The organism is Rhizorhabdus sp. P4_G6 (assembly GCF_056401045.1).
Map to the genome: position 1 here is coordinate 302,682 of NZ_JBFUKC010000001.1, position 24,879 is coordinate 327,560.

Genomic DNA, 24,879 nt, shown 5'->3' on the forward strand with positions numbered 1-24,879 from the left:
CGGCCCTTCAGCGTCCCGCTCCCACGCCATCATCGATCAGCTTCTTCGCCGGCGCGCCGTTCCAGTCCATCGCGCCATAGACCCGCCACAGCTCCTTGCCCCGGGCATCGAAGAATATCGTCGTCGGCAAGGTTTCGGTACCGAACGCGGTCATCAGCACATTCTGCTGGTCGGCATATTGCGAAAGCGCCTTGAACCCCTTTTTCTGGAAGAAGGGCGCGATCACCTTGGCGCCCTCCAGGTCCTGGCTGACCGTGATCAGGCGAAAGCGGTCCGCCTCCTTCGCGGCGATCACATCGAGCGCCGGCATCTCCGCAATGCACGGCGCGCACCAGGTCGCCCAGAGGTTGACCATCAGCGGCTTGCCGCGAAACTGGGTGAGAGTCGCCGGTCCGCCGCCGGGGGCGCTGAACGGAATCGCGGGCATTTCCTTGCCGCGCTGCGATATATCGACCCTGCCGACCGATTCAGCGGGCACCCCGCCTTGCGGGGGGCTTTGCGGTTTACTATCGCAGGCGGCCAGCGCCAATGCGAGGAGACAGGCGATCAACGGCCGCACGGATAACTCCAACAAGATGTGGGGAGGGCGCTTCGCTGAAGGGCCCGCCGCGGTGATGCGCGAGATTAACGCTTCGATACCCTTCGACAAGCGGCTTTGGCAGCAGGACATCGCCGGGTCAAAGGCGCATGTCGCCATGCTCGCCCGACAGAAGATCGTCAGCGAAGCCGATGCCGCCGCAATCTCCGGCGGGCTGGACAGGATCGCCGAGGAATATCGCACCGAGGGCGTGCCGGTCGACCTGGCCCTCGAAGACATCCACATGGCGACCGAGGGGCGGCTTGCAGAACTGATCGGCGCGCCCGCCGGCCGGCTTCACACCGCGCGTTCGCGCAACGACCAGGTGGCGACCGACTTCAAGCTGTGGGTGCGCGACGCCATCGACGCGGTCGACGCCGGGCTAGCCGCGCTGCAGGCGGCGCTGGTCACCCGCGCCGGCGAGCATACCGCCAGCGTGATGCCGGGCTTCACCCATCTGCAGGTTGCCCAGCCCGTCACCCTCGGCCACCATTTGATGGCCTATTATGAGATGGTGTCGCGCGACCGCAGCCGCTTCGCCGATGCCCGCGCGCGGCTCAATCGCTCGCCGCTCGGCGCGGCCGCGCTGGCCGGTACCGGCTTTCCGATCGACCGCGAGATGACGGCCAAGGCGCTCGGCTTCGACGGCCCCACCGCCAATTCGCTCGATTCGGTGTCCGACCGCGATTTCGCGCTCGATTACCTGATGGCGGCAACCCAGCTGAGCCTGCACCTGTCACGGCTGGCCGAGGAGTTCATCATCTGGGCCAGCCAGCCCTATGGCTTCGTCAAGCTGCCCGACAGCTACTCGACCGGCTCGTCGATCATGCCGCAGAAGCGCAATCCCGACGCAGCCGAGCTCGTGCGCGGCCATTCCGGCCGCATCGCCGGCTGCATGACGGCGCTGGTGATGACGATGAAGGGCCTGCCGCTCGCCTATTCGAAGGACATGCAGGACGACAAACCGCCGGTGTTCGAAGCGCACGACCTGCTCGCGCTGTCGATCGCGGCGATGACCGGAATGATCGAGACCTGCGAGTTCGTCGTGCCGCGGCTGCGCGCCGCCGCCGAAGCGGGCTTCTCGACCGCGACCGACCTGGCCGACTGGCTGGTGCGGGTCGCCGACATCCCCTTCCGTGAGGCGCACCACATCACCGGGACCGCGGTGAAGCTGGCCGAGCGCGAAGGGCTGGCGCTCGACAAATTGCCGATCGAGGCGCTGCGGGCGATAGACGCCCGGATCGACGACCGCGTATATGCGGCGCTGTCGGTCGACGCATCGGTGGCAAGCCGCGCGAGCCATGGCGGTACCGCCCCCGAACAGGTCCGCGCGCGCATAGCCGAGGCCCGGGCGGCATTGGGATTGGACCGCGAATGAAGACCCGCACGATCCTCGCCGCGCTGGCGCTGCTCAGCTTGGCCGCCTGCGGCAAGCGCGATGCGCTGCACCCCGCCGGTGGCCAGGCATTGCCGCCCAAACCGGCGACCGCGGCCGCGCAGCCGAGCGTCGACCAGCTGCTGACGCCGCCGGTCGAGACGCGCCCCGGCCGCAGCGACGACGTGCTGCGCCGCTCGGAGGAACGCCCGGACGATCGCTTCAACCTGCCGCCTCCGGGGTGATCGCGGCCGTCAGCGACCGCATCAGGCCTTGCCATGCTCTCCTGAGATCCCGGCTTTGGCTGGGATGACGGGAATAACAGGACTCCCATGGACCATTTCAACATCAAGGACGGCGTCCTCCACGCCGAAGACGTGCCCCTGCCGGCGATCGCCGATGCCGTCGGTACGCCGGTCTACGTCTATTCGACGGCGACGATCGAGCGCCATGTCGCGGTCTTCAAGGCCGCGCTGGCCGAGGTGGAGTCCGGCCCCGAGGGGCCGCTCATCGCCTTTGCGGTCAAGGCCAATCCCAACCGCGCGGTGCTCGCGACGATGGCGCGCGCCGGGCTCGGCGCCGATGTCGTGTCCAGCGGGGAACTGCTGCGCGCCCGCGCCGCCGGCGTGCCGGCAGGCAGGATCGTGTTCTCGGGCGTCGGCAAGACCGCCGAAGAGATGCGGCTCGCGCTTGGCGAAGGCATCTTCCAGTTCAACATCGAGTCCGAACCCGAAGCCGAGATGCTGTCCGAGGTCGCGACGGCGATGGGGGTGAAGGCGCCGATCGCCTTCCGCATCAACCCAAATGTCGTCGCCGGCACCCATGCCAAGATCTCGACCGGCGGCTCGGAGGACAAATTCGGCGTCGCCTATGATCGCGCGCTCCGAGCCTATGCCCGCGCGGCCGAGTTGCCGGGCCTGGAGATTCGTGGCGTGGCCGTCCATATCGGCAGCCAGCTGACCGATCTCGGCCCATCGCGTGCCGCCTTCGAGAAGATCGGCGCGCTGATCGCCGAGCTGCGCGCCGCCGGCCATGCCATCGCCACCGCCGATCTGGGCGGCGGGCTGGGCGTGCCCTATGATCCCGCCAAGCCGATCCCGCCGCTGCCCGCAGCCTATGGTGCGATGGTGGGCGAGGTGACGCGCGGCTGGAAGGTACGGCTGCTGTTCGAGCCCGGCCGTGTCATCGTCGGCAATGCGGGCGTGCTGCTCAGCCGCGTGATTCGCGTCAAGCAGGGCGTCACCGATCCCTTCGTCATCGTCGATGCCGCGATGAATGACCTGATGCGGCCCAGCCTGTACGACGCCTGGCACGACATCCGCGGGGTTACGCCCAATGGTGGCACTATGACGGCCAACATCGTCGGCCCCATCTGTGAAAGCGGCGATACATTCGCCAAGAAGCGGGTTATGAACCATGTCGAACCGGGCGACCTCGTCACCTTCATGACGGCGGGTGCCTATGGCGCGACGATGGCCAACACCTATAATTCGAGGGCGCTGACCCCCGAAGTCCTGGTCCATGGCGACCAGTGGGCGGTGGTCAGGGAGAGGCAGCCGATCGAGGTGCTGATAGCAGGCGACAAGCTGCCGCCATGGATCTGAATCGCTCCAGGCGATTTTTGCTCCGGCAGCGCCGCCTGCATCGAAGTCGCTAAAGGGAGACCGCATGAAGCCCGTCCGTAAGGCCATTTTTCCCGTCGCCGGTTTCGGCACCCGTTTCCTTCCCGCTACCAAGGCCGTTCCCAAGGAGATGCTGCCGGTCGTTGACCGGCCGCTGATCCAATATGCCGTCGACGAGGCGCGCGCGGCCGGCATCGAGCAGATGATCTTCGTCACCGGCCGCAACAAATATGCGATCGAGGATTATTTCGACAGCGTCTTCGAGGTCGAGCATGATCTCAGCATCAAGAACAAGACCGCCATTTTCGAGATGATGCAGAAGACCCGCCTGGCTCCCGGCAAGGCGGCATTCGTGCGTCAACAGCAGATGCTCGGCCTCGGCCATGCGGTCGGCTGCGCGCGCGACCTGGTCGGCGACGAACCGTTCGCCGTGCTGCTGCCGGACGAGCTGCTATGGAATCCGGGATCGCCCTGCCTGCGACAGATGGCGCAGACCTATGAGGCCAAGGGCGGCAATGTCATCGCCGTCGTCGAAGTGCCCGAAGACCATACCCATCGCTATGGCATCGTCGATCCCGGCACGACCGAGGGCCCCGTCACCGAGGTGAAGCGCATGATCGAGAAGCCGGCGGCGGGGACTGCCCCGTCGCGCCTGGCCTGCGTCGGCCGCTATATCCTCCAGCCCGAGATCTTCGATCTGCTCGACAAGGGCGAACGCGGCGCGGGCGGAGAGATCCAGCTGACCGACGCCATGGCCAAGCTGATCGGCGTCCAGCCCTTCCACGCGCTGACCTTCGATGGCGATCGCCATGATTGCGGCGACAATGCCGGCTTCATACAGGCGAACATCGCACTCGCGCTGGAACGGCCCGAGATCGCGGACGCGATCCGCGCGTTCATCAAGAACCTTGATTAACCCGGGCGCCGGAGTTCGCCTGCGCCAGTTCAGGCGAACTCCTCGGTTGTTACGGTCGCCTGCATCATAGCTCCGTAGCGACCGCCCGATACCGTTCGCTGATTGATCATGGTGTCGAGGTCGGCCATCTGAGCGGATGTGAGGCGGACATCGGCCGCGCCCAGATTCTCTTCCATATAGGCGATGTTCTTGGTGCCCGGGATCGTGATCAGGTCGGGGTCGCGATGCAGCAGCCAGGCGATGGCGAGCTGGGCCGGGGTGCAGCCGATCGTCCTGGCGGCGGTGCGGAATCGCTCCAGCAAGGCCAGGTTGCGATCATAATGCGGCTCCTGGAACCGCGGCATCGCCGGGCGCATGTCATTCGCGCCGAAGACATGGCCTGCCCCGAGCGCGCCACCCAGGAAGCCACGGCCCACCGGCGAGAAGGCGACGAAGGCGGTCCCCAGTTCCCGGCATGCGTCGAGTACGGCGATCTCGGGATTGCGGGTCCACAGCGAATATTCTGTCTGGAGGGCGGCGATGGGATGGACGGCGTGCGCGCGCCGCAGCTGGTCCGCCGAAACCTCCGACAGGCCGATCGCGCCGATTTTCCCGGCCTCGACGGCGCGGACCAGCGCCCCCACCGACTCTTCGATCGGCACCTTGGGATCCGGACGGTGAAGATAATAGAGATCGATATGCTCGCAGCCGAGCAGCTCCAGACTCCGCTCGAGCGTGCGCGCGATGGCTTGCGGCGATCCGTCGACCGCCCGCGCGCCAGGCTCCAGGCTGAACCCACATTTGGAAGCAAGCGTGAATTCCCCGCGCCGCCGGCCGAGCGCACGGCCGATCAGCGCCTCATTATGGCCATTGCCATAGATCGAGGCCGTGTCGAGAAAGTCGTAGCCGAGATCGATAGCCCGGTTGAGCAAGCGCTCGGCATAGTCGGCCGCCGGAATGTCGCCATAGCCGTGGCTCAGCACCATGCAGCCAAGGCCGATCGGATTGACCAGGAACGGGCCCAGCTTGCGTTTCGAAATCACGGCTTTCTCCTCGCTTCGGGCAGGCATGTCGCACATGCGATCCGGCTTGGCAAAAGCCACGGCGCGCGCGACAAGACGGTCGATGCACAGCCTGCCGATCTTTCTGAACATGGCCGAGCGACCGGTGATTCTGATCGGCGATGGCGACATGGCGGCGGCCAAGCGCCGGATCATCGAGCGGGCGGGCGCCGTTCCGGTGGCCGAGGACGACGGCGATGCCCGGATCGCTTTCGTCGCGCTCGATGATGATGATGAAGCCGCCGCGGCAGCGGCCCGGCTACGGGCGCGCGGGCTGCTGGTCAACGTCGCGGATCGGCCGGCCTTGTGCGACTTCACCCTCCCCGCGATCATAGACCGCGATCCGGTGCTCGTCGCGATCGGCACCGGCGGCCGATCGGCGGGACTCGCCAAGGCGCTGCGCCAGCGGCTTGAAACCATGCTGCCCGCCAGGCTCGGAGCGCTCGCCGACCGGCTGTTCGCCGCCCGCAGCCGGATCCGCGCGCGCTGGCCCGATGCCGACGCGCGGCGCCGCGCGATCGATGCCGGCCTCGTCGAGGGCGGCCCGCTCGATCCCTTGCGCGACAGTAGCGAAAGCGCAGTGGATGCCTGGGCAGGCGGCGAGCGGGACCCGGCGCAGGATCGGCTCGTTATCATCCGCCTGCACTCGACCGATCCCGACGATCTCACCCTCGGCCAGGCAAGGCTGCTCGGCCAGGCCGACCGGATCTTCCACCGCGCCGACGTGCCATCCGCGATCCTCGACCGTGCCCGCGCCGATGCGCTGCGCGCGTGTTGCGCGACTGCGCCGGCCAAGCCTGGCCCGGGCCTCTCGATCGACCTGGAGATCGCATGACGACGACGAGCTGGACGATCGGCGAGCGCCACAATGGGCATTTCTGCTGGGCCCATCTCGACGGACGGGACGAGGAGGCGATGCGCTGGCTCGACGACGAAGCCCACGCGCTGCCGCCGACCGCCCGCTTCAACCTGACCACCGCCGAAACCCGGCCGCGCTGCCAGCCGCTGCACGAGGGCGTGATCATCAATCTTCGCGGACCGCGCCTGAGCGCCGAGGACGAGGGCGACGAACTGGTTTCGATCCGCATCTGGGCCGAACGCGGCCGGGTCGTGTCCGTCACCTATCGCCATATGGCCGGGCTCGAGAATCTCCGCGAGCGGATGGAGCACGGCGAGTTCCTCGATCCCGGCGACTTCATCGCGGCGCTTGCGGTCCAGATCAGCCACCAGCTCGATCCGGTTGTCGCCGATCTCGGCGATCAGGTCGACGACTGCGAGCTGGCGTTGTCGGCCGACGGCTTCGCGCTGCGCCGGAACATCGCCAAGGCGCGCTCGACCGCGATCAGCTATCGACGCTTCATCGTGCCGCAGCGGCAGGCTCTCGAGGCGATGTCGCAGCTCGAATATGGGTGGATAGAGGATGAGGACCGGATCCACCTGCGCGAGGCCGCCGACCGCTTCGCGCGCATGGCCGAGGAGCTCGAGGCGGTGCGCGAGCGATCGGCGCTGCTCCACGAGCAGATCACCGATCTGCGCGCGGAGAAGATCGACCGCCGCTCGCTGATCATCGCGATCGTCGCGCTGATCTTCCTGCCGCTCACCTTTGTCACCGGCCTGTTCGGGATGAACGTCGACGGCATCCCCTATGCGCACCACCCCTTGTCCTTCTGGGCGGTGACCGGGTTCAGCCTGCTGGTCGGGCTGGGCGTCGCGGCCTATTTCACCGCGGCACGCTGGTTCAGGAGCTGAGGGCCACCGATCGCGTCATCCGCGCCCGCCGAACAATGCCGTGCCGACGCGCACCTGGGTCGCGCCCAGCATCACCGCCGTTTCGAAATCCGACGACATGCCCATGCTGAGCCCCGCCAGGCCATGCCGGCGGGCGAGCTTGGCCAGCAGCGCGAAATAGGGCGCGGCCTCGACCTCGGCCGGCGGCACCGCCATCAGGCCGGCCACCGGCAGTCCTGCGTCGCGCGCCTGCTGCAGGATGGTCGGCAGATCATCGATCGCGCAGCCGCCCTTCTGTGGCTCCTCGCCGATGTTGACCTGGATGAAGCAATCTGGCCGGCGCTCGCTCGCGCCGATCGCGCGCGCCAGCGCCTCGATCAGCGAAGGACGGTCGATCGAGTGGATCGCGTCGAACAGCGCGACCGCTTCGCGTGCCTTGTTGGACTGGAGCTGCCCGACGAGATGGATGCGCAGGGCGCGGCCCTCCCGCAGCGCCGGCCACTTCGCTTCGGCTTCCTGGACGCGATTTTCGCCGAAGCTCGCCTGGCCTGACGCGAGCAGGGGGATGATGTCGGGCGCCTCGCGCGTCTTGGAGATCGCGATCAGTTCGACGCCCGTGGGATCGCGTCCGGCAAGTTCGGCGGCATGGGCGATGCGCTTGCGGATGTCGGCAAGGCGTCGGGCGGCGGTGGTGTCGATATCAGCCATGCGCTTCGCTATAGGTGGCGCGATGAGGCCCCGCCACCCCGAGCTTCCACAGCTGTGGATGATGACCGACGAGCGCCAGGGCGACGGCTTATGGGCCGCGATCGCGCGCCTGCCGGCCGGATCGGGCATCGTGTTCCGTCACAAGGCCAGCGGCACGACCGAACGGCGGCAGCTGTTCGAGCGGGTGCGGCGGATGGCCCGGAAACGGGGACTTGTTCTGCTGCTCGCCGGCGGAGATCGCGAGGCGCTCCGCTGGCGGGCCGATGGCGCGCATCACGCCATCGCCCACCCGCCCCGCTATGGTACCTCTCCAGCGCATGATGTGCGCGAGATCAGGCGGGCGGAGCGTTCCGGCGCGGGCGCGATCTTCCTGTCGCCGCTACACGCCACGCGGTCGCATACGGGTGCCACGCCGCTGGGCCGGATGCGCTTCGCCGCACTGGCCCGGGCGACGCGGCGGCCGGTGATCGCCTTGGGCGGCATGGACCGGATCAGGGGAAAACTGGCCGTGCGCTGCGGCGCTTACGGATGGGCGGCGATCGACGCCTGGGCTTCGTAGCCAGGCTTTGTTTCGTTCAAGTTCAGGAGGAGCGGGACCAGCTGAACGACAGTCTTAGAAGCGGAACGCCGTCCCGATATAGATTGCCTGGCTGTCGCGGCGCAGGTCGCTCGTCATGTCGAGACGCTCACGCTGCGTCTTGTAGCGCAGTCCGCCGGACAGTTCGAGGTTGCGTGTGAGCGAGTAGGAGCCGCCGAGGTCGACGGACAGGGCTTCGTCGGGACCGCCGAGCTTGTTCTCGCCGGTGGCGCGCTCCGCACCGAACAGCAGGCGCGTGCTCCACTTCGAGCCGGAATAGCTCACGCCGATGTCGGCAAGCTGGCGGTCGTCGGGCACTGCGCCGCCATCGATCCGGGCGAAGTCGCCCGACAGCGCGAAATGCTTCCAGCCGAGCGAAGCGCCCAGGCTATAGGCCGAGGGCGCAAGGCCGGCACTGATCGCAGCGCTGTTGACCGCCACCGTCGTCAGCGAATTGGGACGGTTGTTGCGCGCGCGAATCGCAACGGTGACCGCGCGCTTGCTGCTGCCGCCCGAAGGCGTGAAGCGGAAGCTGGGTTCAGCGAAGCTGCCGCCGACACGATCGAACAACGCGGACTGGCGCGGATCGGCGGCGAGCGGCGCGAAAAAGCCGATGCCCCTCGCCTTCTTGCGATCGATCTTCACCTGGGGCGTGGGGGCCGGTTTCGCGGATATGGCAGGGGCGCACAGCAGCAGCGCCGTCGTAACGACAGCGCCAACCAGCTTTCCGTAGGCCCCCTTATATGTCATCCTGCGTAACTCATTCTTTTATATATATAGGATGCCCTAACATCCCAGGTGAGTCGTTGCCATATGCCTTTTGGCGAAATCCGAAGTCTGTTGCACAGACTCCACAATCTGCTCTTTCCGCCCCCTTCAGAGCACCGGCAGCGGCGCCAGTTCCGCTTTACTTCGGCCCCCAAGCCGCAAGCCCGTTCGGCCTTGCGGGGCCGGTCGGTACGTCTATAACGACGCATCGCGCAAAACGCCCCGCAGATTGAGCCCCAAGGACCGCCCCCAGATGACCAGCCCTACCCTTCGCACCGCGATCGCCCTCGCCCTTGTCGCCTCGCTGGCGGGCTGCGGCGGCGGCAAGAACAAGGCTCAGTTCGCATCCGACCTCGCGGCCGCCAAGACCACGGCGATTGGCGTCAACGCCTATCTCTGGAAGGCCTCGCTCGAGACGCTCTCCTTCATGCCGCTGCTTCAGACCGATTCGAACGGCGGCGTGATCGTCACCGACTGGTACACCAACCCCAACCAGCCGGCCGAGCGGATGAAGCTGACCGTCACCATCCTCGACGCCGACCTGCGCGCCGATGCGGTGCGCGTGGCGCCGCAGCGCCAAGTGCTGGCCAATGGCACTTGGGTCGATGCCACGGTGCAGGCCGCGACCGCCCAGAAGCTGGAAGACATCATCCTGACCAAGGCGCGGGACCTGCGCCGTGCGACCATCGCCGGCTGATCGCCGGTTAAAAGGCCAATGACCACGTGAACGCGCGTTTCAACCATGTGAAGGCGGACGCGCACTGGCAGGGGATCTGGGAAAGCCAGGGCACCTTCCATGCGCGCGACGACAGCCCCAAGCCCAAAAGCTATGTGCTCGAGATGTTTCCCTATCCGTCGGGACGCATCCACATGGGCCATGTCCGCAACTATACGATGGGCGACGTGCTCGCCCGCTTCCGGCGCATGCAGGGCCATGAGGTGCTCCACCCGATGGGTTGGGATGCCTTCGGCATGCCCGCCGAAAATGCGGCGATGGAAAAGAAGGTTCACCCCGGCGACTGGACCCGCGCCAATATCGCGGCGATGCGCCAGCAGCTGAAGCGGCTGGGCTTCGCGCTCGACTGGAGCCGCGAGCTGGCGACCTGCGAGCCCGATTATTACGGACAGGAACAGGCGCTGTTCCTCGATCTCTACGCCGCCGGGCTGGTCTATCGCAAGGAATCCGCGGTCAACTGGGATCCGGTCGACATGACCGTGCTCGCCAATGAGCAGGTGATCGACGGCCGCGGCTGGCGTTCCGGCGCGCTGGTGGAACGGCGCAAGCTCAGCCAGTGGTTTCTCAAGATCACCGACTTTGCCGAGGAACTGCTCGAAGGCCTGTCGACGCTCGACCAGTGGCCCGAAAAGGTCCGCACGATGCAGGAGAACTGGATCGGAAAGTCGCAGGGCATGCGCTTCACCTTCCAGCTCGACGCGCCCGCCGGCAGCATCACCGATTTCGAGGTGTTCACGACGCGGCCCGACACGCTGTTCGGGGCGAGCTTCGCGGCGATCGCCGCCGATCATCCGATCGCCCAGGCGCTGGCGGCCGGCAATCCGGCGCTCGAGGCCTTCATCGCCGAGTGCAAGCGCACCGGCACCGCCGCGGCAGAGATCGAGACGGCCGAGAAAAAGGGCTATGACACCGGATTGTCGGTGATCCATCCGCTCGATCCGACCTGGAAACTGCCGCTGTTCGTGGCCAATTTCGTGCTGATGGACTATGGCACCGGCGCGGTGTTCGGCTGCCCGGCGCACGATCAGCGCGATCTCGACTTCGCGCGGAAATATGCGCTGCCGGTCAAGCGCGTCGTCGCCCCGTCGCCCGCCGAGGCAACTGCTCCGATCCACGACGAAGCCTATGTCGGACCCGGCAGGATCGTCAATTCGAGCTTCCTCGACGGCCTGTCGGTCGAGGACGCCAAGGCCGCGGTGATCGCGCGCGGCGAAGCCGAGGGCTGGGGCACCGGCACCACGGTCTGGCGCCTGCGCGACTGGGGCGTCTCGCGCCAGCGCTATTGGGGCACCCCGATCCCGATCATCCATTGCGACAGCTGCGGGCCCGTCGCCGTGCCGAGGGAACAGTTGCCGGTGATCCTGCCCGAGGATGTCAGCTTCGACATCCCCGGCAATCCACTCGACCGCCACCCGACCTGGAAGCATGTCGATTGCCCCGGCTGCGGCGCGCCGGCCCGGCGCGAAACCGACACGCTCGACACCTTCGCGGATTCGAGCTGGTATTTCATCCGCTTCGCCAGCCAGCCCGGCGACAAGCCGTTCGACCGTGACGTCGCGGAAAGCTGGCTGCCGGTCGGCCAGTATATCGGCGGTGTCGAACATGCGATCCTCCATTTGCTCTACGCCCGCTTCTGGACGCGTGCGCTCGAGCGGATCGGCAAGATCGGGGTCAAGGAGCCGTTCACCGGCCTGTTCACCCAGGGCATGGTGACCCACGAGACCTACCGGGCGCCGGACGGCCAGTGGCTGAGCCCCGAAGAAGTCTCGAATGGCATCGTCATCGCGACCGGCGAGCCGGCGACGCTGGGCCGCATCGAGAAGATGTCCAAGTCCAAGAAGAACGTCGTCGATCCGGGGCCGATCGTCGATCAATATGGCGCGGACGCGGTGCGCTGGTTCATGCTGTCCGACAGCCCCCCCGAGCGCGACCTGGAATGGACCGAGAGCGGCATCGAGGGATGCTGGCGCTTCGTCAACCGCCTGTGGCGGATCACCGACGCGTCCGAGCCCGGCGAAGGTGGCGACAAGGATCTCGATCGCAAGCTGCATCGAGCTATTGCCGGCATCGCGGCCGATATCGATACGCTGGGCTTCAACCGCGCCATAGCCAAGGTCCACGAGCTCGCCAATGCGATCGAGAAAGCCGCTCCATCGGCAAGCCGCACCGCCGCGGCGCAGACCCTGGTGCGCCTGATCGCACCGATGGTGCCGCACCTGGCCGAGGAAGCCTGGGCTCGCCTCGGCGAAAGCGGGCTGGTTGCGGATGCGGCCTGGCCGGCGCATGATCCGGCCCTGCTGATAGACGACGAGGTCACCATCGCCGTTCAGATCAACGGCAAGCTGCGCGACACGCTAACGGCGCCCAAAGGCGCCAGCAGGGACGCGCTCGAGGCGATGGCGCTGCAGTCCGACAAGATCGGCAAATTGCTCGAAGGCGTTGCCCCGAAGAAGGTGATCGTGGTGCCCGACCGTCTCGTCAACATCGTCGCATGAAGCTGGCCATCCGCCTTCTCGCGCCGCTGGCACTGGCGGTCCTGCTGCCCGGCTGCGGGCTGCATCCGCTCTATGCCGATGGCGGCGCCGGGCCGGTTGCGACGACGCTGAGCGCCATCGAGGTCAGGCCGATCGGCGGCCAGCGCGGCTGGCTGGTCCGCAATGCGCTCAACGACCGGCTTCACCGCCAGGGTGAGGCCAGTCCGCGCTTCCGCCTCGAAGTCGAGCTGGACGACGAGATCACCGGCTTCGGCGTGCGCCAGGACAATGCGATAAGCCGCGAACGGCGGACCCTACGGGCCCGCTATCGGCTGCTCGACGCCACCACCGGCAGCGTCCTGCTGGACCAGAGCGCCTCCGCCGATGCCGGCATCGACGTCGCCGGATCGGAATATGCCACCGCCGCCGCCGAGCAGACCGCGCTCGAACGGCTGACCGAGACCCTCGCCGATCAGATCGTCGCGCGGATCGCAACCTATGCGGGGCGCAGCGCGGGCAAGTGAAGGCTGATGCCGGCCAGATCGCGCGCGCGCTCGACAAGCCCGACCCTGCCGTCCGCCTGTTCCTGCTCTACGGGCCCGACGAATCGGGTTCGCGGATGTTGGCGTCGCGGATCGACAAGGCGTTCGGCGCGGATGCCGAGCGGATCGATCTCGCCTCCGGCCAGCTCAGGTCCGATCCGGCGCTGCTCGCCGACGAGGCGGCATCGATATCGCTGTTCGGCGGCGCTCGCCATATCCGCGTCGATCCCGCTACCGACGACATGTTCGATGCCGTGGCGGCGCTGATGGAGGCGCCGTCGGCCGGCAACCCGGTGGTGCTGGTCGCGGGCAATCTGCGCAAGGATGCCAAGCTGGTGAAGCTCGCCCTCGCCGCGCCGGCGGCGCTCGCCTATGCGAGCTATGTTCCCGAGGGCGCCCAGGCCGACAAGGTCGCGATCGACATCGCCCGCGAACATGGCCTGCGGCTCGAGCCGCGCGCCGCCCAGGCGCTGGTCTCCGCGACCAATGCCGACCGCGCCTTGATGAGCCGCGAGATCGAGAAGCTGGCGCTGTACCTCGACGCCTCCCCCGACGATCCGAAACCGGCCGACGCCGCCGCGCTGGCGGATATCGGCGCCGCCAATGACGAAAGCGATCTCAGCGCGATCGTCGATGCGGTGCTCGGCGGCCGGCCCGAGCGCGCCGCTGCCGAGCTGGCGCTGATCGGGGCGACCGAGGGAATCAGCCTGGTCCGCGCCCTGCTCCGCCGCCTCGCCCAGATCGCGCCGCTGCGCGCAGAAGTTGCGGCCGGGCAGAGCATCGACGCGGTGATGACAAGCTCCGGCCGCGGCATTTTCTGGAAGGATCAGAAGGTCGTATCCGGACTTCTGCAGCGCTGGTCTCCGGAGCGCATCGCCACCGCCACAACCCGCCTTGCCGCACTCGAACGCGCCTATAAGCGCTCGGGAACCGCCGGCATGGTGTTGATCGGCGAGGAGATATTGACCATCGCGCGGGCAGCGGCGGCCGGCCGGCGCTGATCTCCCTTCCCCGCGGGGCGCGGGGCGGGGAACGCTAGCAGCGGCTCAGATCGGCTCGCCGCTCAACCGCTGGCAAATCAGGTCGAGCTGATCGAGCGTCGAATAGCCGACCGTCAATTGCCCGCCCTTGTCGCCATGCTCGATCGTCACCTTCAGGCCGAGGATATCGCCGAGCTGACGCTCGAGCGCGCCGACATCGGCATCGAGCGCGCCGGCCGCCTTGGCCGGCTTCGCGCCGCCGCTGCCGCCGCCGGCCTTGCCGGCCCGCGCCAGTTTCTCGGTATCGCGCACCGACAGGTCGCGGCGAAGCACCTCCCCGGCCAGCGCCTCGGCGTCCGGCGCCGTGATCAGCGCGCGCGCATGGCCCATCGACAGCCGGCCATCGGCCACCATGTCGCGGACCGGCTTGGGCAGCTCGAGCAGCCGCAGCAGATTGGCGACATGGCTGCGCGATTTGGCGACAAGCTTGCCGAGGGCTTCCTGCGTGTGGCCGAAATCATTGGTAAGCCGCTGATAAGCCTCGGCTTCTTCTATCGCGTTAAGATCCTGTCTCTGGATGTTCTCAACGATTGCGAGCTCGAGCGTATCGGTGTCCGAAAGTTCGCGCACGATCACAGGAACGTCGTGCAAACGTGCGCGCTGGGCCGCTCGCCAGCGTCGTTCACCGGCCACGATCTGATAGCCGCCCATCGTCGGATGCGGCCGGACCAGAATGGGCTGGATCATCCCGCGCGCCGCGATCGACCCCGCCAGCTCATCGAGCGCATCCTCGTCGAAATGCCGGCGCGGCTGATCGGGATTGGGTTCTAGCAATGAGATCGAAACCGTCTGGACGCCGGCCGGCCGCGCCGCGCCGGGCGCGGTCGGCTGCTCAATGGCTGCCTCGCCCATCAGCGCCGACAGGCCGCGGCCGAGGCCGCGGCGCGGGGTCTCGGCGCTCATGCCGCCTGCGCCGTCTTGGTGAGCCGGGTGATGCATTCCCGGGCGAGCGCGATATAGGCCTCGGAACCGGGGCAGCGATGATCGTAGATCAGCGCCGGGACGCCATGGCTCGGCGCCTCGGACAAGCGGACATTGCGCGGAATCACCGTTTCGAACACCACATCCCCCAACACTGCGCGCACATCGCTCGCGACCTGTTCCGACAGCCGGTTGCGCCGGTCATACATGGTGAGCGCGACGCCGAGGATCGACAGCTGCGGATTGAACCGCGCGCGCACCCGCTCGATCGTCTGGAGAAGCTGGCTCAACCCCTCGAGCGCGAAGAACTCGCATTGCAGTGGCACCAGCATCATATTCGCCGCGACCAGCGCGTTGACGGTGAGAAGCCCGAGCGAGGGCGGGCAGTCGATCAGGCAGACATCCCAGCGCGATTCTTCCTGCGCGATGGCCGCGTGCAGCCGGTGGGTCCGCCGTTCGACCTCGATCAGCTCGATCTCCGCGCCCGACAAGTCGACGGTCGCCGGCACGATATCCAGCCGCGGCACCTTGGTCGGGATCACCGCCTCGGCGAGCGAGCAGTCGTCCCGCAGCAGTTCGTAGCTGGAGTTGTTGCGTTGCGCCTGGTCGATGCCCAGCCCGGTGGAGGCATTGCCCTGCGGGTCGAAATCGATGAGCAGCACCCGCCAGCCGGTGGCCGCCAACGCCGTGGCAAGATTGATCGCGGTGGTGGTCTTGCCCACCCCGCCCTTCTGGTTGGCGATCGCGATCCGGATCATCGGCGTCCCTTTTGGCCCCTGGCCTTTGGCTGCACCTTCGCGGCGGCGATGATCGCCGCCTCGGGATCGGTCATGCTGGGTACGATCCGGAAATCACCCTGCCACGAAGTCATGACAGCTTCCAGTTCGGATGCGGCGCTGCGGCCCTTCGGAAGCAGCCAGCATGTCTCGGCATGGGAAAATCGGTGGGCAAGCGGCAACAGCCGATCGAGCGGCGCGAAGGCGCGCGCGCTGATTACGTCGAATCGCGCGGCGTCGAGCATCTCGAGCCGCTTGCCGGCGATAGTGACCTGCGCCGCCAGGCCTAATGTCTCGACCACCGATGTCAGGAAATCGACGCGCTTGCGGCGGGATTCGACAAGTGTGACGCGGAGCCGCGGCGCCATCAGCGCGATCACGATGCCGGGGAAACCGGCGCCTGCACCGAGGTCGATCCAGCTGCTCGCACCATCTGGCGCGAGGGGAAGCAACTGGGCGGAGTCGAGGAAATGGCGCGTCCAGATATGCTCGGCGGTCGAGGCCGCGATCAGATTCTGCCGCGGCATCTCCTGCAGGATCAACCCGGCGAAGGCTTCCAGCCCCGCGACTGTTTCACGTGGAACATGGGATGCGATCCAGGCGCGAGCTTCCTCTTCGTTCACGCGGCGTTTCGCCGGGCATGCACCATGATCGCGGCCAGTGCCGCCGGCGTGATCCCGCGGATGCGCCCTGCGGCTCCCAGGTCGGCAGGCCTGGCCGCGTTGAGTCGCTCGACCATCTCGTTCGAGAGGCCAGCAATCGAACGATAGTCGGCAATGTCGGCCAGCGTGATCCGCTCGTCGGCGCGAAGCCGCGCGATTTCGAGGTCCTGCCGAATAAGATAGGGCGCATAGCGGCAGTCCTGGATCACTTCATCGACGATGTCCGACGCGACACCGTCGAGCCTGGTGTCGAAAGCCAAAAGCTGCTCAGTGCCGACCTCGGCAAAACGCAACCAATCCGACAGGCTGCGCTTTGCATGATCCGCGGTAACCGATGCGCCTGCCGACGCCATGGCGGCCGCGCTGATGACGCGGCTGTCGAGCGTCGACCGGAGCGCCGTCCGCGCGTGGGTACGGGATCGATGCAGCGCACGCCGGTCGGGGCCAATCACACCATGGCGATCGGCCCAGTCGGTCAAGCGCGTGCCCGCATTGTCAGCCCGCAACCGCAGCCGATATTCGGCGCGCGCGGTGAGCATCCGATAGGGTTCGGAAACGCCCTGCAATGTCAGGTCGTCGAGCATCACGCCGATATAGCTGGTCGCTCGATCGAACAGGATTGCGTCGCGCCCGGCGGCATAGGCAGCCGCATTCATCCCGGCGGCAAGACCCTGTGCCGCGGCTTCCTCATAGCCTGTGGTGCCATTGATCTGCCCTGCGCAGAACAGGCCAGGCAGTGCGCGCAGGGCCAGTCCAGCCGTCAGCGCGCGCGGATCGATATAGTCATATTCCACGGCATAACCCGGCTGGACGATCTCGACCCGCTCGAGCCCGTCGACGGTCCGCAGCATCGCGAGCTGCACATCCGCGGGGAGCGAGGTCGACACCCCGTTGGGGTAGATGGTGGAGTCGTCGAGGCCTTCCGGCTCAAGAAAGATCTGATGCCCATCGCGATCACCGAAGCGGTGCACCTTGTCCTCGATCGACGGACAATAACGTGGGCCGACGCCCTCGATGACGCCGGAGAAGAGCGGCGACCGGTCGAGGCCGGCGCGGATGATATCATGCGTGCTGCGGTTGGTCCGCGTGATCGCACAGGCGAGTTGGGGCACTACCCGGCGCGGGCTCATGGCCGAGAAGGTCCATGGCTTCTCATCCGAAGGCTGTCGGGCAAGCCCTGCCCAGTCGATCGTGCGGCCGTCGAGTCGGGGCGGCGTGCCCGTCTTCAGCCGCCCCATCGGCAGATCCAGGCCGCGCAGTTGATCGGCCAAGCCGATGGTCGCTGCCTCTCCGACCCGCCCGCCGCTGCGGCAATCCAGGCCGAAATGGAGGCGCGCGTTCAGGAACGTTCCCGTCGCCAGGACGATGGCCGGCGCCAGCAGTTGCCGGCCATCAGCCAATAGCAGCCCTTCTGCCCCATGTGGAACATCGCCGAGGAGCCGCTCCGCCGATCCTTCAACTATGACCAGCCCGGGAGTAGCGGCAAGCAGATCATGGATCGCCGTCATGTAGAGGCGGCGGTCGGCCTGTATGCGCGGCCCCTGGACCGCCGCACCCTTGCTGCTGTTGAGCATGCGATAATGTAGCGCCGCCCGATCCGCCGCGCGCGCCATCAGGCCGTCGCAGGCGTCGACTTCGCGAACCAGATGTCCCTTGCCGAGACCGCCGATGGCGGGATTGCACGACATGGCGCCAATCATGTCACGGCGCATGCTGACGAGCGCGACCCGCGCACCCATCCGCGCCGCGGCGGCGGCCGCCTCGCATCCGGCATGGCCGCCACCGACCACAATCACGTCATAGCTGTCTGCCATGGGGCGCGGCTATCTCACGCGCGCCGCCGAGTCAAAACTGTTCCACGTGGAACAGTCTATTTGCCGATGCAGAAGCGTCCGAACAGGCCATCAAGCATATCCTCGGTTCCCGACCGACCGGTGAGCGCATCGATGGCGCGCCGCGCCAGCCGCAATGCTTCGGCGATCAGCAGGAGATCATGTTCGCCGCCTGCAAGGGCCAAGGCCTCGCCGAGCCGCGCCAGGGCGTCGCGTTGCCGGGCGGACAGCGCCGCCTCCCCCTCGGCCGGCAGAAGCTGCGCCGCTCGGCGCATGAGCAGCTCGGTCAGCGCATCCATCCCCTGCCCCGACCGCGCCGACAGCAGGAGGTCGAAGCGATCGCCATCGTGCGGCATCCGGTCTGCCTGTGCTCCGATCCGGATCGCACCCAAGGGCGCCTCTTCGGGTTCACCCAGCCAAAGCAGGATATCGGCGGCGGCCATGGCCTGGACGGCGCGATCCATGCCGATCGCCTCGACGATATCGCCGCTGCCCGTGTGGAGCCCGGCGGTGTCGACCAGCAGAAAGGGAAGGCCGCCGATCGCGATCGGTGCTTCGATCAGGTCCCTTGTGGTACCGGCAACGGCGGTGACGATCGCCGCCTCCCGGCCCGCCAAGGCATTGAGCAAGGTCGACTTGCCGCTATTGGGCGGGCCCGCGAGCACCACCCTTATGCCGTCGCGCAGCCGCTCGACCGGCGCGCGGCCTTGCCAATGCATCACCTCCGCGCCGAGCCCCGCCACCTCGTCGGCAAAGCCAGGACCGAGCGGCGCGACATCATCCTCGTCCGAGAAGTCGAGCTCGGCCTCGAGCCGCGCCGACAGCGCCAGGATCCGGTCCTGCCAATCGTCAATGGCGCGGCTCAGCGTGCCGCTCGCGAGCAGCATCGCGTTGCGCCGCTGGGCTTCGGTCTCCGCCGCCAGCAGATCCCCGAGCGCTTCAGCCTCGTTGAGATCGATCCGGCGATGTTCGAAAGCGCGGCGCGTGAACTCCCCCGCTTCCGCGGGGCGCAACCCGAACTGTCTCGCAAGTGCGGCCAGCACCGCCGCAGTCACCGCGCGCCCGCCATGGAGGTGGAGCTCCGCCATATCCTCGCCGGTCGCACTGCCCGGCCCCGGTAGCCAGAGCAACAGCGCCCGATCGAGCGGCGTGCCATTTTCGGGATCTCGCAATGTGCGCAGCACGGCGCGGCGCGGCGCAGGCCGCGGGCGTCCGGTCAGGAGATCGATGGCGCTGCCGGCATGAGGTCCACTGATCCGGACCACGGCAACCCCAGCCGGCGGCGCACCGCTCGACAGGGCAAAGATCGTCGCGGTGGCGCTCGCCTTATTGTCCGCTGCCGCCGCCACGACTCATCTGATCGAACATGGTGCGCCATAAATTCATGCCGGCTTCGCCCATCGGCATCCAATTGCGCATCATGTCCTGCAGCGCATCGGGCGTAACACCTTCCTCGACGAACTTCCGCATCTTGTCGGTATAGATCTCATGGACGCCCGACATGTCGGGCAACCCCATGAACCGGCGCGCCTCTTCAGGCGTGCAATCGACATCTACCGTGACCTTCACGCACGCCTCCAAGATCATTGAAACGCCATACGCTATGGCTAGAGTCTCGCGGAGCACACGTCCATGGCAAAAGCGATCCTCCTCTCGGCCATCGGGCCCATCCTGATCAATGGGGACGATCGCCAGCTGCGGTCGATTCATATCCTCGACGCCGGCGAATCGATGCCGGCCGTTCATCCGGCGGATGCAGCACCGCGGGGATCTCCGGTGGCCGAGGCTGCGCGCCAGCTGGACGCTTATTTCACGGCAGGATTCACCGCATTCGATCTGCCGCTCGCGCCGATGGCCAGCCCGCGGGGCGAGGCGCTGCGCGCGGCGATCGCCGCCATCCCGCCGGGCGACACGCTCAGCTATGGGGCCGTCGCGAAGGCCGTAGGGTCGAGCCCTCGCGCCATCGGCCAGGCCTGCGCGCGCAACCCCTTACCCATCGTGATACCGTGCCACCGCGTGGTAGGCAGTGGCGGTGCGATAGGGCATTATTCCGCGGGACGCGGAATCGTCACCAAGACATGGCTGCTGGACCATGAGCGAAGAGGAGGCCTTTTATGAAAAGCTACACTGAAATCAACACCTTAGGTGGAGATGAGGAGTTTCTTGCCTATACGTCGCAGCCGGTTTCCGCGCCAAAGGCGGCGATCATCGTCATCCAGGAGATCTTCGGCGTGAATGTCGGGATCCGGGCGAAATGCGATGAATGGGCGTCAAAGGGCTATCTGGCAATCGCGCCCGACCTGTTCTGGCGGATCCGGCCCGGCATCGAACTCGATGCGGACGTCCCCGATGACCTGCAGGAAGCCTTTGGCCTATTCGGGGCGTTCGACCAGGAAGCCGGGATCAGGGACATCGAGGCGACGATCCGCGAAGCCCGCAAGATGGTCGGCGGCGGCAAGGTCGGCGCGGTCGGCTATTGCCTGGGCGGTCGGCTTGCCTTCATGACCGCCACCCGCACCGACATCAACGCGACGGTGGGCTATTATGGTGTCGGGATAGACGGATTGCTGGGCGAGGCGCATGCCATCGCCCACCCGCTGCTGCTGCACATTCCCCAGGCGGATGGCTTCGTCCCACCGGAGGCCCAGCAGAAGATGCATGAGGGGCTCGACGGGCACCCCAAGGTGACGCTGTACGACTATCCCGGCCTCGATCATGGCTTTGCGACCCAGATGGGCAATCGCCGCAACGAAGCGGGCGCGCAGCTCGCAGACGGCCGAACCGAGGCGTTCTTCGCACAACATCTCGCATGACTGGTTACCGGCTCGTCGCGCAGGCATTTGGCGGCCCGGAGGTCATCGCCGCCCTGCCGATCGACGACGGGCCGGTGCCACCCGGCCACGCGCGGGTGCGCCATCGCGCGATCGGCGTAAATTTCATCGACATATATCATCGCACCGGCCTCTATCCGCAGCCGCTGCCGGCGGCGCTCGGCGTCGAGGCCGTCGGAGTGATCGAGGCCGTCGGTGACGGCGTGACTGCGCTGCCGGTCGGCGCGCGCGTCGGCTATGCCCTGTCGATGCCGGGCAGCTATGCAACGTGGCAGGACGTGCCAGCCGGCCGTCTGATCGCCCTTCCCGACGGCATCGGCGACGAAGTGGCGGCGGCGGCTATCCTTAAAGGACTGACCGCGCATGCGCTGATAGCGGGCTGCGCGAAGATGAAGGCCGGTCAGACCGCGCTCGTGCTGGCCGCCGCCGGCGGCGTCGGGCGGCTGCTCGTGCAGTGGCTGAACGCCATCGGGGTGAAGGTCATCGCCCATGCCGGCACTGCTGAGAAGGCTGCGCTGGCCAGACAGCTCGGCGCCGAGCAGGGGCTGCACGGTGGGTTCGATGTCCTGGCGGCAAAGGTGCGCGAGACGCTCGATGGCCGCGGCGTCGACGCGGTGTTCGACGGGGTCGGCGCCGCCAGTTGGGAGGCGTCGCTCGACTCGTTGAAGCCGCGCGGGATGATGGTGAGCTTCGGCAATGCCTCGGGCCCGGTGCCGCCGGCAAGCCCGCTCGAACTGGCCCGGCGCGGGTCGCTGTTTCTCACCAGGCCGAGGCTGTTCGACTATGTCGCCGACAAGGCGGAGCTCGATGCCGCGGCAGGCGCGCTGTTCGCAATGATCGCCGCACGAAAGCTCGACATCGAGATCGGCCTTCGCCTGCCCCTGCGCGATGCTGCCGAAGCGCAGCGGGCGCTCGAAGCGCGGCGCACGACCGCGTCGATTATCCTGATACCCTGATCATATCCCTCCTGTCCGACGGGCGGAGGAGCAGCACTTCAGGCCGCGTGTGTCACCGGCATCCCGGTCCCGCGTCGGCGCAGGACGGCACCGACCAAGCCGAAGCCGAGCAGCAGCATCGCCCAGGTCGAGGGCTCGGGCGCGGTCGAGACGACAGACCCGCCGCCGACGCTCGACAGATCGCCCTGGAAATAATTGTTGTGAATCTCGCCATTGGCGTTCTGGAAGACGTTGTTGCCAACCACCGAGCCATCGATGTTGCCGCTGTTGCCGCCGGTGATATCGGCAAACACGCCCAGCACCGAGCCGCTGAACTGGCGGGCGATATCGACCGTCGTCGCCTGGTAGAAATTCCATATCACGTTGGAATCATTGGTAAAGCGATTGAGGGTGCGGTTGAAGTCGATGTCGGTGCCCGCGACGTTCACGACCAGCGTCGCGCCGCTCGGCACGGTCACCAGCAGCTGCTGGTTCGAATTGCCCTCAAACTGCGCCTCGGTCATGTTGAAGACGCTGAGGCCGGTCCCGGTGACGGTCAGCGTCTGGTTGTTGCTGTCGCCGCCCAGCGCGACAGTGCCGCTGTTGGCCAGTGCCGCCAGATTGGCGCTGAGGCTGGTTAGCGACTGCTTTATATCCGCACTCTGGCTGAGCAGGGTATTGGTGAAATTCTGCCCCAGCCCTGATTGAACCGTGAAATTCTGCTGGCTCTGGGCGGTTCCACCGACCTGCACCGCGCCATTGCCGTTATTGTTGAAGCTGCCCGACAGATTGCCGCCGACCTGCACACCCGGGGCGTTGATGCTGCCCGCCATCTGGGCCGCGTTGCCGACGGTCAGCGCCGAGGTCCCATAGCTGCTCGACGGGACATTATTGTTGAGGACCGCGAAATTCTGCCCGGCGGTGAAGTTGTTGCCGACCAGGACGCGCCCGTCGACATGGTTCTGCGAACTGAAATTGTTGAAGGCGACGAGGTTCCATTCCTTCAGCGCGGCGATGCCGGTGCTGATCGAAGTGCCGACGAGCGCAGCCGACGCCCCACCGCTTCCCGCCAGGGCCACCAGGCCGGCAGCAAATATGGAAACTGCTCGAAACGCACGCATCACACTACCCCACCGTCACGCTATTCCCGCCATCACGACGCGCACGACCCCGCCTGTCAGGCATCGGCCCTTAACAGCTCTAACCGATATTCTCCAGAAACAAAGTAAACAAAAGATATCTAGGCAACGCAGCCACCTCGGCTCTGTAAAGAAAACCGACAGTCGTGTAGTTATTCTACGGCAATGGCCGGCGCTCGACGATATTCGATCACGGCCAAGTAGAAGATCGGCGCTCTCTGCCCGCGTCTCCACGCCCTGATCTTGTGAAAACCGCGCTTCGCGCTCAGCCAACCATCGAGACCAGCGGGACGGCGCCTTCCCAGATCATCTTCACGGCGACGTAGAGAATCACCGCCAGGCCGACATAGGCGATCCAGCGATATCGCTCGATATAGCGCGCGATCAGGTTGGCCGCGATGCCCATCAGCGCCACCGACAGCAGCAGGCCTATCACCAATATGCCGGGATGCGCGCGGGCAGCACCTGCCACCGCAAGGACATTGTCGAGACTCATCGACACGTCGGCAAGCGCGACAGCCCAGGCCGCCGAGACGAAGCTCCTGCTCTGCGGAATACCGTCATGCTCGGTCGGATCGTCGCCCTCGAGCGCGCCGGCGTGGCGCAGTTCGCGAAACATCCGCCAGGCCACCCACAGCAGCAGCAGGCCGCCGGCAAGGACGAGCCCGACGATGTTCATCAACAGGCTCACGCTGACCGCGAAGATGATCCGCAGGACGAGCGCGGCGATGATGCCGATCAGGATGACCTTGCGGCGCTGCTCGGCGGGCAGGCCCGCGGCCAGCGCGCCGACGACGATGGCGTTGTCCCCGGCCAGCATCACGTCGATCATCAGCACCTGGAAAAAGGCCGAGAGCGCGGAAGGACTGCCGATATTGGCGAAATCGGCGGTGATGTGATTCCAGAGGTCCAGCATGGCGCATCCCTAGCCTAAGGAGCGCTCATGTCGAGCCTGTTACCGTGGCGTCAGCGCTTCACCAGCTCGACATAGAGCCAGCCCCGCAGCTTCGCCAACGCGGCGAACCGCATGATCATCTTCTCGTACAGCGTCGCGACCAGGAAGAGCGGCCCGAACCGGTAGAACATCGCAGGATATTGGCCATGCCGCTCGAACCGGTCGATTCCGAAGCCATGCGCGGCGGCATGGCGGGCAATCTGGCCGCGATCGTTGGTCCGATAGGCGGTCGGGAAGACATCATGTTCCTCGCGCCCCTCGAAGCGCCGGACGATGCGGGCATGATAGCGGTTGGGCGTCAGCCGCGACACCAGCGAGACATAGTCCCAGCGATTGGCGGTCAGGAATATCCAGCGCCCGCCGGATTTCAACAGCCGGGCGGCCTCGCCATAGACCGCATCCGGATCGACGACATGCTCCATCACCGAGCGCGAATAGATCAGGTCGACGCTCCCGTCAGGCAGTGGCACAGCGCCGAGATCGCCTTCGATCAGTTCCATGCCTGGCTGCGGCTCGAGCCGGACCAGGTCGACGCCGATCAATCTTGCGCCGCTGCCGCGCAGCTCCTGCAAATTGGGGGCGCTATGGCCGCAGCCGGCATCGAGGATGGTCAGTCCGGGGGCGGCGATCTCGACCAGCCGGCGGCGCAGGCGACGATAAGGGTGTTCCTCATGCGCCCAGAAATGCCGATAGGTCCAGTCGGTCAGCCCCCCCAAACGACCCCG

The 24,879-nt window shown here is 66.8% G+C and carries 27 protein-coding genes; 14 read left to right on the top strand and 13 right to left on the bottom strand.

Features of this window, described 5'->3' with window-relative positions:
* Positions 1-7: 7 nt before the first annotated feature.
* Positions 8-478 (bottom strand): TlpA family protein disulfide reductase, encoded by a 471-nt coding sequence (locus tag AC1DPF_RS01395; protein WP_477867885.1) that lies wholly within the window; start codon positions 476-478, stop codon positions 8-10.
* Between the two features lie 97 nt (positions 479-575).
* On the opposite strand from AC1DPF_RS01395, the gene argH reads away from it, so the two are divergent.
* From argH to galU, 4 genes are all read left to right on the top strand, one after another.
* Positions 576-1,955, top strand: coding sequence for an argininosuccinate lyase (gene argH / locus AC1DPF_RS01400; protein ID WP_477867883.1), 1,380 nt, complete (start codon positions 576-578; stop codon positions 1,953-1,955).
* On the top strand, positions 1,952-2,197 hold the full coding sequence (locus tag AC1DPF_RS01405; protein WP_477867881.1) for a hypothetical protein: 246 nt from the start codon (positions 1,952-1,954) through the stop codon (positions 2,195-2,197). The genes argH and AC1DPF_RS01405 overlap by 4 nt, the downstream gene beginning before the upstream one ends.
* Positions 2,198-2,284: 87 nt before the next feature.
* Entirely contained in the window at positions 2,285-3,556 is a 1,272-nt protein-coding gene (lysA, locus tag AC1DPF_RS01410; RefSeq protein WP_477959310.1) for a diaminopimelate decarboxylase, read from the top strand.
* A gap of 64 nt (positions 3,557-3,620) precedes the next feature.
* Positions 3,621-4,490 (top strand): UTP--glucose-1-phosphate uridylyltransferase GalU, encoded by an 870-nt coding sequence (gene galU / locus AC1DPF_RS01415; protein WP_477959311.1) that lies wholly within the window; start codon positions 3,621-3,623, stop codon positions 4,488-4,490.
* Between the two features lie 29 nt (positions 4,491-4,519).
* Here galU and AC1DPF_RS01420 read toward each other — a convergent pair whose 3' ends face one another.
* On the bottom strand, positions 4,520-5,539 hold the full coding sequence (locus AC1DPF_RS01420; RefSeq protein ID WP_477959487.1) for an aldo/keto reductase: 1,020 nt from the start codon (positions 5,537-5,539) through the stop codon (positions 4,520-4,522).
* 55 nt (positions 5,540-5,594) lie between these two features.
* Between AC1DPF_RS01420 and AC1DPF_RS01425 the strand changes: the two genes are divergently transcribed.
* Entirely contained in the window at positions 5,595-6,365 is a 771-nt protein-coding gene (locus tag AC1DPF_RS01425; RefSeq protein WP_477959313.1) for a precorrin-2 dehydrogenase/sirohydrochlorin ferrochelatase family protein, read from the top strand.
* The gene (locus tag AC1DPF_RS01430) at positions 6,362-7,279 is read left to right on the top strand and encodes a zinc transporter ZntB (protein ID WP_477867873.1); all 918 of its coding nucleotides are present in this window, start codon (positions 6,362-6,364) and stop codon (positions 7,277-7,279) included. Before AC1DPF_RS01425 ends, AC1DPF_RS01430 begins: the two co-directional genes overlap by 4 nt.
* A 15-nt stretch (positions 7,280-7,294) precedes the next feature.
* On the opposite strand, the gene AC1DPF_RS01435 is transcribed toward AC1DPF_RS01430, so the two are convergent.
* Positions 7,295-7,966, bottom strand: coding sequence for a YggS family pyridoxal phosphate-dependent enzyme (locus AC1DPF_RS01435; RefSeq protein ID WP_477959315.1), 672 nt, complete (start codon positions 7,964-7,966; stop codon positions 7,295-7,297).
* A gap of 22 nt (positions 7,967-7,988) precedes the next feature.
* Between AC1DPF_RS01435 and AC1DPF_RS01440 the strand changes: the two genes are divergently transcribed.
* Entirely contained in the window at positions 7,989-8,525 is a 537-nt protein-coding gene (locus AC1DPF_RS01440; RefSeq protein ID WP_477959317.1) for a thiamine phosphate synthase, read from the top strand.
* Between the two features lie 54 nt (positions 8,526-8,579).
* On the opposite strand, the gene AC1DPF_RS01445 is transcribed toward AC1DPF_RS01440, so the two are convergent.
* Positions 8,580-9,293, bottom strand: a complete 714-nt coding sequence (locus AC1DPF_RS01445) for a porin (protein ID WP_477867867.1) — start codon at positions 9,291-9,293, stop codon at positions 8,580-8,582.
* 271 nt (positions 9,294-9,564) lie between these two features.
* Here AC1DPF_RS01445 and AC1DPF_RS01450 point away from each other — a divergent pair, with 271 nt between their 5' ends.
* The 4 genes from AC1DPF_RS01450 to holA are packed head-to-tail and all read left to right on the top strand — an operon-like array spanning position 9,565 to position 14,064.
* The gene (locus AC1DPF_RS01450) at positions 9,565-10,008 is read left to right on the top strand and encodes a DUF3576 domain-containing protein (RefSeq protein WP_477867865.1); all 444 of its coding nucleotides are present in this window, start codon (positions 9,565-9,567) and stop codon (positions 10,006-10,008) included.
* Between the two features lie 26 nt (positions 10,009-10,034).
* The gene (gene leuS / locus AC1DPF_RS01455) at positions 10,035-12,542 is read left to right on the top strand and encodes a leucine--tRNA ligase (RefSeq protein ID WP_477959320.1); all 2,508 of its coding nucleotides are present in this window, start codon (positions 10,035-10,037) and stop codon (positions 12,540-12,542) included.
* Positions 12,539-13,045 carry an LPS assembly lipoprotein LptE gene (gene lptE, locus AC1DPF_RS01460; RefSeq protein ID WP_477959322.1) on the top strand — a complete coding sequence of 169 codons (507 nt, stop codon included), beginning with the start codon at positions 12,539-12,541 and terminating at the stop codon, positions 13,043-13,045. Before leuS ends, lptE begins: the two co-directional genes overlap by 4 nt.
* Entirely contained in the window at positions 13,042-14,064 is a 1,023-nt protein-coding gene (holA, locus tag AC1DPF_RS01465; RefSeq protein WP_477867859.1) for a DNA polymerase III subunit delta, read from the top strand. Before lptE ends, holA begins: the two co-directional genes overlap by 4 nt.
* Positions 14,065-14,109: 45 nt before the next feature.
* Here holA and AC1DPF_RS01470 read toward each other — a convergent pair whose 3' ends face one another.
* From AC1DPF_RS01470 to AC1DPF_RS01495, 6 genes are read right to left on the bottom strand one after another with little or no spacing between them, the layout of a single operon-like run.
* Complete coding sequence (locus AC1DPF_RS01470) at positions 14,110-15,006, bottom strand: ParB/RepB/Spo0J family partition protein (RefSeq protein ID WP_477959324.1); 897 nt, start codon at positions 15,004-15,006, stop codon at positions 14,110-14,112.
* The gene (locus tag AC1DPF_RS01475) at positions 15,003-15,782 is read right to left on the bottom strand and encodes a ParA family protein (RefSeq protein ID WP_477867855.1); all 780 of its coding nucleotides are present in this window, start codon (positions 15,780-15,782) and stop codon (positions 15,003-15,005) included. Before AC1DPF_RS01475 ends, AC1DPF_RS01470 begins: the two co-directional genes overlap by 4 nt.
* The gene (gene rsmG, locus AC1DPF_RS01480) at positions 15,779-16,423 is read right to left on the bottom strand and encodes a 16S rRNA (guanine(527)-N(7))-methyltransferase RsmG (protein ID WP_477959326.1); all 645 of its coding nucleotides are present in this window, start codon (positions 16,421-16,423) and stop codon (positions 15,779-15,781) included. Before rsmG ends, AC1DPF_RS01475 begins: the two co-directional genes overlap by 4 nt.
* Positions 16,420-18,276 (bottom strand): tRNA uridine-5-carboxymethylaminomethyl(34) synthesis enzyme MnmG, encoded by a 1,857-nt coding sequence (gene mnmG / locus AC1DPF_RS01485; protein ID WP_477959327.1) that lies wholly within the window; start codon positions 18,274-18,276, stop codon positions 16,420-16,422. Before mnmG ends, rsmG begins: the two co-directional genes overlap by 4 nt.
* A 56-nt stretch (positions 18,277-18,332) precedes the next feature.
* On the bottom strand, positions 18,333-19,643 hold the full coding sequence (gene mnmE, locus AC1DPF_RS01490) for a tRNA uridine-5-carboxymethylaminomethyl(34) synthesis GTPase MnmE (protein WP_477867849.1): 1,311 nt from the start codon (positions 19,641-19,643) through the stop codon (positions 18,333-18,335).
* Positions 19,621-19,863 carry a DUF6489 family protein gene (locus tag AC1DPF_RS01495; RefSeq protein ID WP_477867847.1) on the bottom strand — a complete coding sequence of 81 codons (243 nt, stop codon included), beginning with the start codon at positions 19,861-19,863 and terminating at the stop codon, positions 19,621-19,623. Before AC1DPF_RS01495 ends, mnmE begins: the two co-directional genes overlap by 23 nt.
* Before the next feature lie 63 nt (positions 19,864-19,926).
* On the opposite strand from AC1DPF_RS01495, the gene AC1DPF_RS01500 reads away from it, so the two are divergent.
* The 3 genes from AC1DPF_RS01500 to AC1DPF_RS01510 are packed head-to-tail and all read left to right on the top strand — an operon-like array spanning position 19,927 to position 22,081.
* Complete coding sequence (locus AC1DPF_RS01500; protein ID WP_477959329.1) at positions 19,927-20,412, top strand: methylated-DNA--[protein]-cysteine S-methyltransferase; 486 nt, start codon at positions 19,927-19,929, stop codon at positions 20,410-20,412.
* Positions 20,409-21,107: a dienelactone hydrolase family protein gene (locus AC1DPF_RS01505; protein ID WP_477959332.1), complete on the top strand. Its 699-nt coding sequence runs from the start codon at positions 20,409-20,411 to the stop codon at positions 21,105-21,107. The genes AC1DPF_RS01500 and AC1DPF_RS01505 overlap by 4 nt, the downstream gene beginning before the upstream one ends.
* Positions 21,104-22,081 carry a quinone oxidoreductase family protein gene (locus tag AC1DPF_RS01510; protein ID WP_477959334.1) on the top strand — a complete coding sequence of 326 codons (978 nt, stop codon included), beginning with the start codon at positions 21,104-21,106 and terminating at the stop codon, positions 22,079-22,081. Before AC1DPF_RS01505 ends, AC1DPF_RS01510 begins: the two co-directional genes overlap by 4 nt.
* Positions 22,082-22,119: 38 nt before the next feature.
* Here AC1DPF_RS01510 and AC1DPF_RS01515 read toward each other — a convergent pair whose 3' ends face one another.
* The 3 genes from AC1DPF_RS01515 to AC1DPF_RS01525 all read right to left on the bottom strand — a co-directional run bounded on the left by AC1DPF_RS01515 (position 22,120) and on the right by AC1DPF_RS01525 (position 24,870).
* Positions 22,120-23,181, bottom strand: coding sequence for a choice-of-anchor A family protein (locus tag AC1DPF_RS01515; RefSeq protein WP_477959336.1), 1,062 nt, complete (start codon positions 23,179-23,181; stop codon positions 22,120-22,122).
* A 283-nt stretch (positions 23,182-23,464) separates the two neighbouring features.
* On the bottom strand, positions 23,465-24,115 hold the full coding sequence (locus AC1DPF_RS01520; RefSeq protein WP_477867837.1) for a YjbE family putative metal transport protein: 651 nt from the start codon (positions 24,113-24,115) through the stop codon (positions 23,465-23,467).
* Between the two features lie 50 nt (positions 24,116-24,165).
* Positions 24,166-24,870, bottom strand: coding sequence for a class I SAM-dependent methyltransferase (locus AC1DPF_RS01525; RefSeq protein WP_477867835.1), 705 nt, complete (start codon positions 24,868-24,870; stop codon positions 24,166-24,168).
* Positions 24,871-24,879: the final 9 nt, after the last annotated feature.